The organism is Bacillus sp. FSL R9-9492 (assembly GCF_038007365.1).
Taxonomy (GTDB): Bacteria; Bacillota; Bacilli; order Bacillales; family Bacillaceae_G; genus Bacillus_A; species Bacillus_A mycoides.
Map to the genome: position 1 here is coordinate 1,937,623 of NZ_JBBOXC010000001.1, position 15,348 is coordinate 1,952,970.

A 15,348-nucleotide genomic window follows, 5' to 3' on the forward strand; every position below is an offset into this window, starting at 1 on the left:
ATAATTCCTGATTGCACCCTAAAATATAAATGGGAGCTAGATTAATAAAAAAAATTGGGAGATGTTAGGTGGCTAATTAAGTTCTATAGAGCCTTTTAAAATTTAGTAAATAATTTTGATTCATAGGAAAGGAGAGTATATGAATAACACGATGCTTTTTTGTTTTCCTTATGCTGGTGGATCCGGTTCGATATATAGTAAGTGGAAAAATTACTTACATCCTAGTATTGAATTGAAACCAATTCAATACGCAGGAAGGGGTAAAAGATTTCAAGAAGATTGTTATGATGATATGAATCACGCGATTAATGATATATTCGAATGTATATATAGAGTTGTAGGTAATTGCGATTACGCGTTTTTTGGTCACAGTATGGGCGGGCTTATCGCTTATGAACTTTGTAAGGAAATAGAAAGTAGAAATCTTAATGCTCCTGTGCATATTTTTCTATCAGGTGTAAAGCCCCCAAATTTTATTAGAGAACAAAAAGTATCTAACTTACCAGAAAAAGAATTTAAAGATGTGATATTAAATTTAAATGGTACTCCAAAAGAAATTCTTAATAATCAGCAGTTAATGGATATATTTATCCCAATTTTAAGATCTGACTTTAAATTGATAGAAGAATATAAATTCAGTAATGAATTGTACAAGTTAAATACGTGTATTACTGCAATGTACGGTAAGCTGGATGATGTTACTGAGGAATACATGAAAAAATGGTGTGAGTTTACTTCGAGAGATACTGTTGTTTATGGCTATCCAGGAGATCACTTTTTTATTAATGAAAATTACATTGATATTATAAATCTTATTAATTCAACATTGGTTGGGAGAGGAGATTATTATGAGCAATGATGTTTATAATGCAGATTTGTTAACTAAAGAGGAGAAGTTTTGGTTGGATCAACTATCAACGGATTTAGAAATGAGTAGTTTTGTAAATTTTAATAAAAAAGTTGGTGTGAAAAATCAGGAAGAAAAAATATTTACATATAGATTATCAGAAAACATATCACATAAAATTAGTGAAATAAGTAATCATTCTGAATATGGAATGCTTATCATTTTGATTGCTAGTGTGAAATATTTGCTCTCAATATACACGGATAGTAAAGATATTTCTATTGGAACGCCAGTAATTCAATCAAAATCTGGCACAGCATATTATGATCATCTTTTGATTATAAGAAGTAATGTCCATAGTAATATGACATTTAAAGAGCTTCTATTAAAAGTACAACAAAACATTACAGAGGCAAATAAAAATCAGAAAGTATCGCATAAGCGATTAGCAAAACTTTTAGGAGATGAGAATGCAAATTCTAATAAACTGAATCCTCGTACAGTCATACAGTTTGAAAATATTCAACATAATATTTCTAATCATTATACAAATGCAGATACCGTCTTTAATTTTACATGGCATGGAGATAAACTAGAGTGTTGTATCACTTGTAAAGAAAGTGTAGGAGACTTGATTGAAAGAGTTATAAATCAATTGACTCATTTGTTAAAAGCAGTAGTAGCTAATCCGAGTATAAGGCTCTCTGAAATTGATATTTTATCCAATGAGAGAAATCGTATTCTAAATGAGTTTAACAACACAAAAACAGGTTTTCCTAAGGATCAATCTGTTGTTGACTTGTTTGAATTTCAAGTAGCTAAAAGTCCACATAAGCTAGCAGTCTTTTACCAAAATCAAAATTTAACTTACGAGGAATTAAATATAAGAGCAAATCATATAGCACATAAATTAGTTGAATTAGGAGCTAAAAAAGATTCTGTAATAGGAATTATGTTAGATAGATCGCTCGAACTTCCAATTGGTATATTAGGTGTTTTAAAGGCAGGAGCTGCATATTTACCCATTGATCCAAACTATCCAAATGAACGAATTAATTATCTTTTAAGTAATTCTAATGTAGATATCATTTTGAAGTGCAGCAATAATGAATTTAATTTTATAATTGAAAACACTAGATTTGTTGATATAGATACAACTTTGGGAGACGGTACACCTATAGAAATGAGTGGTAATTTAGAATTGAAAATCCCATTAGAGAGCTTAATGTATGTTCTTTATACATCTGGAAGCACTGGTGACCCTAAAGGAGTTATGGTGAAAAGAAATTCATTTATGAATTTGCTCAATTGGTATACCAATGAATTTGATATGAATCCAACCGATAATGTATTATTAATTGCCCCAATTAGTTTCGATACAGCGCATAAAAATTTATTTGCTCCATTGATAAAAGGGGGGCGATTGCACCTGTTTGAGTCAGGTATGTATGATTACAATAAAATGTCTGATTATATAAATATTCATAAAATCACGAGCGTTAATTGTACCCCAAGTGGTTTTTATCCATTGGTTGATTATAATGAGAGAACTAATTTTAGCAGGTTAATCACGTTGAAGCGTATTTTTTTAGGTGGTGAATCGATAAATTGTAAAAAACTCAAACCTTTAGTTAAATCAATAAATTTCAAGGGTGAAATTATAAATACGTATGGTCCCACGGAATGCACGGATTTAGCCGCTTTCTATAGAATTAGTAATCAAGAGATAGAACAATTGAAGGTGATTCCAATCGGGAAGCCTCTTAATAATGTCGAAATATACATTGTTGATCAAGAGATGAATCTTGTACCTATTGGTATAACAGGAGAACTGTGTATTGCTGGGGTTGGATTGGCACGTGGGTATTATAATGCTCCAGATTTAACGAGAGAAAAATTTGTAGAGTTTCCGAAAATTACCGAAAAAAAAGTTTATAAAACAGGAGATATGGCAAGGTGGATGCCTGATGGGAATATTGAATTTATTGGAAGGAAAGATAATCTTACGAAAATAAGGGGGTTTCGGGTAGAAGTTGGGGAGATAGAGACTGGTCTTATGAAGCATCCAGATGTAGATGAGGTTGTTGTTGTTGCAATCGAAGATACTTTCGGTACGAAAGTATTAAGTGCTTATTTTGTTGCCAATGTGAATATAACAAACTCAGAATTAAGAAATTTCCTTATTAAAAGTTTGCCGAATTTCATGGTGCCAACCTACTTCACTCAACTGAAAAAAATGCCACTCAATCAAAACGGGAAAATTGATCGTAAAGCATTGCCAGTGTCCAACTTGGATCCAGTATCAGACTTCGACTATGTTGCACCAGAAGGTGAATTGGAAAAAAAGGTTGCACATATATGGAGAGATGTTCTTAATATTCAAAAGATAGGAGTGTATGATAATTTTTTTGAGTTAGGTGGGCATTCTTTAAATGCTGCTTCGATTATATTGAAAGTTAACCAAGAATTTGACGTGAATATACACTTAAGTGAAATGTTTAAAAAGCCAACTATAAAAGAATTTACAACTCTAATACTGGATGGGGAACAACATAAAAGTTCAATTATATTACCTGTTGAAGCAAGAGAATACTATCCTGTTTCATCACAGCAAAAAAGGCTATTTATTATGTGGCAACTTAATCGTGATTCAGTAGCTTATAATTTACCGTCTGGGACAATCATAGAGGGTGATCTCGAATATGATATGTTGGTGAGAGCTTTCCAACATCTTGTTGATCGTCATGAATCTTTACGTACATCGTTTTCATTCATCAATGGACAAGTGGTGCAGTATGTACATCCTAAATTAAAGGTTATTGTTGATATCGTTGAAGCATCGGAAGAAGAATTAATGGAGTATGTACATGGGTTTGCTACACCTTTTAATCTGGGACAACCTCCTCTATTTAGAATCAAAGTTATTAAAATCAGAGAAAATAAGCATTTGCTGTTAACTGATGCTCACCATATTGTCTTTGATGGTATATCGATGGACATAATTATGGAGGAATTTTATGATAGTTATTTAAATAAAGATTTGCCTCCGATTAAATTACAATATAGAGACTATGCAGTATGGCAGGCAGAATTTTTTCAGACTGATGATTTTAAGAGTAAAGAAAAGTATTGGCTAAACATATTTAAAGATGAACCTCCATTACTGGAGTTAAATACAGATTATCCACGACACCCGGTGCAACTTTATGATAGTGATTATGTACCAATTATGGCGGGATACGATTTGACAAAGCGTTTGAAAAAGATAGCGAAGGAGAATGGGACAACCCTATATACGGTGCTACTTGCTGCTTTAAATGTATTATTTTTAAAATATACGGGTCAAGAAGATATTACGATTGGTACCCCTACAGCTGGCCGATCTCGTCCAGGTTTGGAACGGACTATTGGTATGTTTGTGAATACGGTAGTAATAAGAAATTTCCCATGTCGTAAAAAAACATTTCTGAACTTTCTGGATGAAGTGAAGGATAATACAATAAAAGCCATTGATCATGAGGAATATCCGTTTGAATTGTTAGTAAATCAAGTAGATGCTTATCGAAATACAGGGAGAAATCCAATATTTGATATTATGTTTTCTTTGGATAATGATGAGTATTTCTTTAAGGATAAAGGGGAATTAACTTTCCGAAAATTCCAATTTGAAAGTAGTATGACTCAATTTGATATGTTCATTCATGTATTAGAAATTAATGAAGATATGCATTTTAAGTGGAAGTATCGTAAGGATATATTCAAGAAGGATACAGTACAAAGATTAGCAGAACATTTTATTTATCTACTTGATGAGATTACCGAAAAGATGGATATACCATTACAAGATATCCAGATGATGTCTGAATCAGAGATGAAAACCGTTCTTTATGAATTTAATAATACGACGGATGAATATTCGTATCAAATGACGGTGCATGAGATATTTGAGCAGAAAGTGAAAGAAGGTCCATCAGAAAATGCCATCGTATATAAAGAAATGACACTAACGTACTCTGAGCTGGATGCAAGGGCAAATCAACTGGCCCGCACTTTAAGAAAAAAGGGAGTGCAAAGAAATAGCGTTGTTGGACTTATTGCAGAGCCTTCCTTAGAAATGGTCATAGGAGTTCTCAGTGTGCTAAAAGCAGGAGGGGCATTTTTACCGATTGATCCCACTCTTCCAATAAGCAGGATAAAATATTTTTTGAGAGACAGTGATTGTCAGTTGGTTCTGGCCCGAAATAATATGAAGGAACGCTTTACTTTTGAACAGGAAGTAATTAGGTTGGATGATGAAATAAACTGTAAAGAAGATGTTTGTCATCTTGAAAACATAAACCAGCCCGACGATTTGGCATATGTAATTTATACCTCTGGAACAACCGGTAACCCTAAAGGGGTTATGGTCGAACACAAGAATATTGTGAATCAGTTGATAGGACTCATTCGGAAATTAAAATTTAATCAAGAAATGAATCATTTATTGCTAGCAAAAATCACATTCGATGTTTCTGTTCAACAAATCCTTCTCCCGATTCTCTCTGGGGGTAGGTTATATATTCCTGAGGAAGAGCTAATCGCTGAGCCAAGAAATATGTGGAACTTTATTGAGAAAAACAAAATTAATGTCTTGGGCGCTGTACCTACCCATTTGAAAGTTTTAATAGATAATATTGTCATAAGTCAACCTCTTAACTATGTTCTTGTAGCCGGTGAGGTCTTTACAAAGAGTCTTTATGATCAATTAAAGAGTACTGTTAATGCTGAGATGATTATTAATCTGTATGGTCCAACCGAGACGACGATTTTTTCAACATACTATATTTGTCATGAAAATGAAGAGGGTTCGAGCATACCAATAGGTAAGCCTCTAAGTAACTATAGGGCATATATTTTAAATCAAGATTATTATCCTGTACCTATTGGTGTGACTGGGGAGTTATATATTGCTGGGGCAGGTGTAGGAAGGGGATATATCAATAAGTCAGATTTGACAGATGAAAAATTTATGTCCAATCCATTTATTCCAGGTGAGAAAATGTATAAAACGGGAGACCTTACAAGGTGGCTCCCTAATGGGGACATTGAGTATATTGGAAGGATTGACCATCAGGTAAAGGTGAAGGGAGTCCGAGTAGAGCCAGATGAAATAAAAAACCACATTTTAAATCATAAATATATTGATAATGCAATTGTTGTTGCGAAACAAAATCAAAGTAATGAAAGCTATTTGTGTGCGTATCTAATTGCAAACCAAGAGGTTACCAGTACAGAATTAAGGGAGTATTTGAGGAATAAGTTACCTGAATATATGATTCCGTCACATTTTGTGCAATTAGAGAGTATGCCTTTAACGAATAACGACAAAGTCGACGTAAGAGCCTTGCAAGAAAGGGATAATGAGAATTATATATCGTTAGGTACTACTTATATAGCACCTGGAACGAATCTAGAAAAAATGATAGCGGAGATCTGGAAACAGGTACTTGGGGTAAATCAGGTCGGTATTTATGATCATTTCTTCGAACTTGGTGGGAATTCACTGAATATTATTCAAGTAAATGAACGGTTGAAAAATGATTTGAACATCGACATAACTGTAATGATGCTATTTAGATATCCTACAATTTATTCTCTATCCCAGCAATTAAAGATGACCGCTGAGAGCAGGGTACAGGAAAAAATGAACTCAAATAGAGTTCAGGTAATAAAGGAATCGAAAAATAGGTTAAAACAAAGACGTCAAAGAAAGAGGGATTCGAATGAATGATAGTGCACAGGAACCGATAAGAAATGGTATAGAGATTGCTATTATTGGAATGTCTTGCAGATTTCCTGGTGGAGATACTATAAATGAATTCTGGGAAAATTTGAAGAATGGTGTAGAATCGGTAACTTTCTTCACAGATAAGGAGTTACAGAAAGGAGGAATTGATCTAGAAACGATCCAGAATCCCAATTATATAAAGGCTGGTGGGGCTATTACAGGAACAGAATGGTTCGACAATAAATTATTTAATTACTCCCCTAGGGAATTAGAGGTAATGGATCCACAGCTGAAAATTTTGCACGAGTGTGCTTGGGAAGCATTAGAGAGTAGTGCTTACTTTTCGGATACCTTTAATGGTTTAATTGGTACTTATATTGGAGCATCTACAAACTTATATTGGTTAGAAGCGGTATATGATGGAGCGAAAGATTTTATAAAAGAAGCAGAATTTTTAAATGGTTCTCAATTTTTCGGCACCAGATTATCACATAAATTAAATTTGAAAGGTCCTAGTTATACAGTTCAAACTGCATGTTCCTCTTCATTGGTTGCTGTGCACTTGGCATGTCAAGCTCTATTAAGTGGAGATTGTGACATTGCTTTGGCTGGAGGGGTTTCACTTACATTACCTGAGAAAAGAGGGTATTTATACAAGGATGGCATGATTCTTTCACCAGATGGACACTGTAGACCTTTTGATGATAATGCTAGGGGAACGGTCAATGGAAATGGAGCGGGAATTGTTGTTTTGAAGCGTATGGAGGATGCGATTGCTGATGGAGATTTCATCCATGCTGTTGTGAAAGGATCCGCAATAAATAATGATGGCGCTGATAAGGTTAGTTTTAATGCGCCAAGTGTAGAAGGACAAGCTGCTGTTATTAGAGCAGCTCATCACATGGCCGAGGTAGAATCTGAAAGTATATCATATGTAGAGGCTCATGGTACTGGAACAATGCTAGGTGACCCGATTGAGGTTGAAGCCTTGAAGTTGGCATTTAATACAGAGAAGAATAATTTTTGTGGTATTGGATCGGTTAAAGGGAATATTGGTCATCTTGATAACGCTGCAGGTATAGCAGGTTTGATAAAAACTGTAGTTGCTTTGGAGAATCGCATGATTCCACCAAGCATTAACTACGAGAAAGCAAATGAAAAAATTAATTTTGGTAATAGTCCATTTTATGTACAGGATACATTGGCAGAATGGAAGAACCAAGAGTTTCCTTTAAGAGCAGGAGTAAGTTCATTTGGTATGGGAGGAACAAATGCCCATGTTGTACTTGAGGAACCTCCCCAAAGAGAAGCTTCTGAGCGGAGTAGGAGATATCAATTACTTTCTTTTTCTGCACAAACGAAAAAATCTCTTGAAGAGCAAACTAAAAAGTTAGCTGAATATTTAAATCATAACAATAATGTGAATTTGGCTGATGTAGCTTATACACTTTTAAATGGAAGGAAAAATTTAAAATATCGAAGAGCATTAGTGGTTTCGGATATAGAGGAAGCGAAGCGAGAATTTTTTATTCAAAATTCTGGTAAGGTTCAAACTAACATTTGTGATGGCGGTAGCAAGCAAATAATTTTCATGTTTCCCGGGCAGGGTGCGCAATATGTAAATATGGGATTGGATTTATATAAAGAAGAGAAGAGATTTCGAGATGAAGTGAATCTTTGTTGTGAGATTTTAGAAGAGATTAGTGGGATTGATTGGAAGGAAGTCTTATATCCAAAGGACCTGGAAGCTAGAATGAGAGATGATATAAATCAAACATCTAATACACAGCCTGCAATATTTATTTTTGAATATTCATTAGCAAAAACATTAATGGAATGGGGCGTCTATCCGGACGGCATGATTGGACATAGTATAGGGGAATATGTGGCGGCTTGTTTGGCGGGAGTGTTCTCATTAAAGCAAGCGCTACAGTTGGTGTATGAGCGGGCGACCTTAATGCAGCAATTACCTAAAGGAAGCATGATAAGTGTAATGGCTTCGAAAAATGAAATTTTACCACTAATGAATCAAGATGTATCTATTGCCGCGGTGAATAGTCCAATATCATGCGTAATCTCAGGTTCTGATGAGGCAATCTTTACTTTTGAGGGGGAATTGATTAGGAAAGGTTTTCAGTTTAAAAAACTTACAACTTCCCATGCCTTTCATTCATCCATGATGGACTCAATTTTAGATACCTATGGAAAGAAGTTAAAAGAAATTAATTTCCAGGATATTAAAATACCATTTGTATCCAATTTGACAGGAGAATGGATTACGGAAGAACAAGCAAAAAGTGCAGATTATTGGGTGAATCATCTGCGACATGTAGTGGAATTTTCTGAGGGCATTAAGCATCTACTATCGGGTACGGAAAGTATTTTTGTGGAGGTTGGACCAGGTAGAACATTAAGTAGTTTTGTTAGACAACATACTCAAGGAGAATCAAAATGCCCAATTATTAATACTGTAAGGCATCCTAAAGAAAAAATTTTTGATGACAATTACTTGCTTCAAAATATTGGTAAGTTGCATATTCATGGCGTGAAGATTAACTGGTCCAAGTATTTTTCGCAAGAAAGAAGATATCGTGTTCCACTCCCTACGTATCCTTTTGAACGGCAGTTCTTTAGCCTTTCTAAGGATATTGAAATGGAAGAGAGTTCCCCTTTATCGCAAAGTGACTATGTAGAAGAGCTAAAGAAGAATGTTGTTCCGAAAGATGATAAACAGCGGAAAATTATAGAATCATATAAGAGAGTTACGGGAGTAAAACAAGTTAGTATCCATGATGATTTCTTTGAATTAGGAGGTAGCTCACTAACGGCTATCAATGTTGTTTCGAGCTTACAGAAGGATTTTGATATTTCTATTAATCATTTATTTGAATACCCTAGAGTCTCTGATCTAGCGCAGCATATGACATATAAAAAGGAGAAGACCATTCCAGATGCATTAGCAACTTATCTGATTGCTAGAGGAGAAAGGCATCGGTTGATGGAGGAGAAGATAAGAGGAGACATAGCGATACGAAGTTTATATGATGATAGAAACAAAAAGTATTACGAAATCAACCTTTCTTGCCAAACCGGTTATAAGGAAGTTCTATTGACAGGAAGCACGGGATATTTGGGCGTTTACTTATTACATGATTTATTAACTGAATTAGATTGCAATGTACATTTGATTGTAAGAAGTGACAATTGTATAAAAGCAGAAAATCGCATTAAAGAAAAAGTTTGCTCTTATTTTGGAACACCTTTTTATGATAAGTATAAGAAAAGAATTTTTGTATATAGTGGCGACCTGACAAAAAAATATATGGGCTTAGATTTGCCGAACTATCAATATTTGAGTGAAACAATCCAATGTATTATACATTCAGCAGGCAGTGTTAGTCATTATGGGAAATATGAAAAATCCTATGAAGCAAACGTTCTAGCTACGAGAAATGTAATTGATTTTTCGCTTAAGGGAGTAAAGAAAGATGTGAATCATATTTCTACATTGGCTGTAGCTTCTGGTGTAGTAAAGAATAACGAAGATATATTGTATACGGAGTATGATAATGATTTAGGGCAAATTATTGAAAATCCTTATCCAAAGACAAAGTTAGAAGCTGAAAAGATTGTACTGGAAACGAGGGATAAGGGAATAAATGTAAATGTTTTTCGAGTGGGAAACATTGGTTTTGATTCTAAAACAGGAAGGTTTCAAGAAAACATAGAGCAGAATGCATTATACTCAATGATGAAATCATATATAAGAATTGGATTGGTTCCAGAAATGGAAAGAGATATAGATTTTGCATGTGTGAATGATGTTAGTCAGGCAATTATTAAGTTGTTTAATAAAAAAGAATTAATGAATGAGACTCATCACATTTTCAATCCTAACTATGTAAGCTTATCAGCTCTTTTAACAACGTATGGATTAGACATAGATGTAAAAGAAACTTCAATTGATAAATTTATAGATTATATCTTTGATGAAAAGCAATTTAATCAATATGCATCAGATATATATAATTTACAGCTGCATTGTATAGGAGATGAATTGAAAACATTTAATGATGTCGAACAAACATTATTCCATATAATGGGAGATAAAACGAATATGCTGTTAAGAAAAACGGGTTTTGTATGGAATAATATTACGGATGAAATGACGGAAAAAATGATTAGATATGGTCAAAAAGTTAATTATTTCGAAAAACATTAAATATAAAGGGGTGATAATTTGAAGTATAGAGAATATTTTTCACTAACTCATCCTCAACAAAGGATTTGGTATATGGAGAAAATTAATCCTCATCAGCCATTGCATAATATTGGGGGAACAGTAAAGATACAAGGAGAAGTGGATTTTGATTGTCTTGAGAAAGCAATTAATTATTTTATAAAAAAAAATGATGGAATCAGGCATCGATTTGTAGAATCGGATGAGAAGGTTCATCAATATGTGGAGAAATATCATAAATATCAAGTTCGATATACTATTTTTAATAGTCAGAAGGATTTAGATGCCTGGGTTCAGCAGGAAGCTGCAAAACCTTTCGATATCAATGAACAAGACTTATTTGATTTTGCTTTGTTCAAGTTACAAGATACTAAAGAAGGGGGATATTTCGTTAAGGTCCATCATATAATTTCTGATGGTTGGTCTATGAATCTTTTAACTGAACAGATTTGTAATGCATACACTCAAATTTTGAAAGGTGAAAAAATAACAGATCAGCTTAATAGTACCTATATGTATTGCCTTGAGAAGGAAGAATCCTATTTAACTTCAAAAAGATTTATGAAGGATAAAAATTTTTGGAATGAGAAGTTTAGTAAGCTCCCAATTGTGAAGCGGAAGAACGAAGTAGATTGTGCAAAGGCAAATAGAAAAACATATTCTTTAACAAATAATCAATCGGATGAAATTAAACAATTTGCTACTGACATAAATGTTTCTGTGTACGCATTCTTTGTTGCCCTATATTATATTTACTTAAATAAAGTAAATGGGCAGGATGATTTAATTATTGGAATGCCTGTACTTAATCGAGCGGGGAAAAATGAAAAAAATATTGTGGGGATGTTAACAAGTACTATGCCATTTCGTCATACTGTTGATAGTGAAATGACAGTCTTAGATTTTATAAAAGGCATTAATCGTGAATTGGTTCGCTGTTATTATCATCAAAAATATCCATATGATGTATTGGTGAAAGATTTGGAATTAAAGAAAAAGGGATACGGTGATTTATTTGATACATGTATTAACTATTACAATACAAAACTTCCTACTGAAATTAATGGTACACCAATAGAAAATGAAGAATTTTACAATAGGAATCAGATTTATTCAATTCAATTGATTATTCGAGAATGGTCTAGATTAGGAGGATTTAATCTAGATATAGATTATAAGGATCATATGTATACAGAAAAGCAAATTGAACAAATGTATCTTGGAATCAGTCATTTACTGAATCAGATGTTGGAGTCGCCTAATAAAAAGTTGATGGAATTAGAAATTTTACCAGAAGATATGTGGAATAAATTGATATATGAATTTAATGCAACGAATAGGGAGTATCCAAAGGACAAGACAATCCATCAGCTTTTTGAAGAACAAGTAGAAAGGACACCAGATAGAGTTGCGATTTGCCTGGAAGATAAGGAACTTACGTATCGTGAATTGAATGATAGATCTAATCAATTAGCGAGGTATATATTAAAGAAAAATGTAACAAAAGGTACAGTAATAGGAATATCAACTACGCATTCTCTAGAAACAATTATTGGAATTTTAGGAATTTTAAAAGCAGGAGCGGTATATTTACCTATTGATCCACAATATCCATCTGAACGGGTCAATTATATGCTGCAAGATTCAGATATCAATATTCTGTTCACTAATTTTGATATTTCGCATCAATGGGATCTTTCTTTGTATGCGGTTGAGGTTATCCATATAAGTGCAGCTCATATTTATATGGGAGATACTTCTAATATTAAAAATAGAAGTGAGCCGACTGACCTTGCTTACATCATATATACATCGGGTTCTACGGGAAACCCTAAAGGTACAATGATTGAACAGAAAGGATTGGTTAATTATATTTCCTGGGCAAATCAAGTATATGTAGGCGCAAGTGAAAATGAAGTTTTCCCATTGTATTCATCTCTTGCTTTTGATCTTACTGTTACAACTATATTTACCCCATTAATTAGTGGTAATCAGATTATTATTTATCCTGCTGATGCAAACGAATATGTATTATATAGGATATTTAAAGAAAAAAAAGCAAGTATTATTAAATTAACTCCATCTCACCTGTTTTTATTGAAAGATTCAGACTTTGTTGGGTGTTCAATTAAAAAAATTATTGTTGGTGGAGAAAATTTAACAGTAGACCTTGCCGCAAACATACAGAAAAAATTAGGTAGAGAAACAAAAATATATAATGAATATGGGCCCACAGAAACAGTTGTAGGATGTATGATTCATCAATTCGATATTGAAAAAGATAAAGGGGTATCTGTTCCTATTGGTGTACCTGCACAAAATATGAAAATATATGTGTTGGACTCCGATCTTCGCCCAGTACCAATGGGAGTTGTTGGAGAAATTTATATTTCTGGGGAAGGTGTTGCAAGAGGATATTTTAACAATCAGGATTTAACAAGAGAGAGATTTATTGTAAATCCATATTCGGAAAAAGAGCAGATGTATAAATCGGGTGATTTAGCTAGATTTATTGAAGGAGATAAGATTGAGTATTTGGGAAGGAAAGATGATCAAGTAAAAGTTCGTGGGTTCCGCATAGAACTAAAAGAAATCGAAATAAACTTGCAAAAATATCCGAGCATTAAGGAAGTGGTAGTGATTGATCAAGAGGATTATGATGGAAACCGCTATCTTTGTGCCTACTATACTGAGAATGCTAAGGTGAAGACATCCGAACTATTTAGATTCTTAAAAGAGATCTTACCAGTTTATATGATTCCTTCGTATTTTATTGTGTTGAAAGAAATACCGTTGACGTTTAACGGAAAGCTGGATAGAGAGGCCTTGCCGAAACCTGAAGTTAAAATAGAGAAAAAAACTGAAGGTGAGATAGAAAGTGATTTAGTAGGTATTATACGTGAAGTATTAAATGTTGAAAAAGTAAGTATAAGAGACAACTTCTATCATCTAGGCGGGGATTCCATTAAAGCAATTCAAATTTCTTCTAAGATACGTGAGAAAGGGATTAAAATAAAAACAAAGGATATTTTGGCTAATCCAGTTATTGAAGATATGATTTTATATTTAGAAATGACTAGCACAAAAGAGCAGAAGAGTAATCAACAATGTGTTGGTAGTATTGAAACGATACCATCTATCTCATGGTTTTTTTCGCAAGATTTGAACAATATAAACCATTATACACAGTCAGTGTTAGTCAAAGTAAAGGATGACGTTGAGGTTGGGATACTTGAATCGGCATTTAGCTCATTAGTTTGTCATCACGACGCTTTTCGCTTGAATTACCGGATGGAAACGAAGGAATTATTTTATAATCAAAATAATTACAATAAAAAAATAAAAATAGAATCATTAGATTTATCTGAATTATCAAAAACAGAGCAAAGTATTCGTATTGCTAGTATTGGAGAAATATTGAAATCGAGCTTTAATATTGAAAATGAAATTCTTCTTAAAGTTTGTATATTTGATTTGGGCGATTTTGGTAAAAGACTATTAATGACAGCTCATCATTTAGCTGTTGATGGTATATCTTGGCGAATTATTTTTGAAGATATAAATCAATTATATAAACAGATAGAAAATAAGCAGAAAACTTCTTTGCCGCCAAAAGATAATTCGGTACAGGATTGGGCAATTGAGTTAAAGAGAATGAGTAAAAAAATTCCAGAATCAGAAAAGCGATACTGGGAGCATGTATATCAATATGAAGAGAATTCATTTAATGATTTTGATTTAGGATTGGATCGTATGGAATTTTGCGAGAAAATGATTAAGAAGTTAACAGAAGAAGAAACTATGCAGCTGTTACAAAAAGCAAATGAAGCTTATCGAACAAAAGGTAATGAACTAATGATTATAGCGCTATCATTGGTAATGGCTAAGTATATTAAAACAAATGATGTGATTATTGAAATTGAAGGGCATGGGCGTGAAGAATTAAATGATGAAATTGATGTATCGCGAACTATTGGATGGTTTACGAGCCTATTTCCAATTCGGTTACAATTTGAGGATGTAGATATATCACAACAAATTAAACAATTAAAAGAGCAATTGCGTAGCGTTCCAAGTAAAGGTCTAAATTATGGAGTTTTAAAGTATATTTCGAAGGAATTAAGTTCCGAATCTCGAAAGTATGTTCGTTTTAACTATTTAGGTGATTTTAATGCTACATTTTCCAATGGAATTTTTGAATTTGCGTATGAAAATTCCGGTCAAGATAACAGCAATAAAAATGAGATGGATTGTTTGCTAGATATCGTTGCGTATACAGTAGATAAAAAGTTGAATTTGTCGATTACGTATAGCAAAAACAAATTTAAACAAGAAACAATATCGCAATTTTTCATGGAGTATATGAATCAATTGAGAGATTTGATTCAACATTGTTGTCAGAGAAAACATGCTGAATTCACCCCATCTGATTTTGAAACGGCAAACCTCTCGAGTGAAGATCTTGAAAATATATTTAATATATGATATTAGAGA

The 15,348-nt window shown here is 33.3% G+C and carries 4 protein-coding genes; all 4 read left to right on the forward strand.

What is annotated here, in order from left to right; genetic code table 11:
- Nucleotides 1-139 precede the first annotated feature (139 nt).
- From MKY70_RS09855 to MKY70_RS09870, 4 genes are read left to right on the forward strand one after another with little or no spacing between them, the layout of a single operon-like run.
- Nucleotides 140-859: a thioesterase II family protein gene (locus MKY70_RS09855; RefSeq protein WP_002141321.1), complete on the forward strand. Its 720-nt coding sequence runs from the start codon at nt 140-142 to the stop codon at nt 857-859.
- Nucleotides 849-6,617: an amino acid adenylation domain-containing protein gene (locus MKY70_RS09860; RefSeq protein ID WP_341024068.1), complete on the forward strand. Its 5,769-nt coding sequence runs from the start codon at nt 849-851 to the stop codon at nt 6,615-6,617. Before MKY70_RS09855 ends, MKY70_RS09860 begins: the two co-directional genes overlap by 11 nt.
- Nucleotides 6,610-10,836: a type I polyketide synthase gene (locus MKY70_RS09865; RefSeq protein ID WP_341024070.1), complete on the forward strand. Its 4,227-nt coding sequence runs from the start codon at nt 6,610-6,612 to the stop codon at nt 10,834-10,836. The genes MKY70_RS09860 and MKY70_RS09865 overlap by 8 nt, the downstream gene beginning before the upstream one ends.
- Nucleotides 10,837-10,854: 18 nt before the next feature.
- Nucleotides 10,855-15,339: an amino acid adenylation domain-containing protein gene (locus MKY70_RS09870; protein WP_341024073.1), complete on the forward strand. Its 4,485-nt coding sequence runs from the start codon at nt 10,855-10,857 to the stop codon at nt 15,337-15,339.
- The last annotated feature ends 9 nt before the right edge of the window (nt 15,340-15,348 follow it).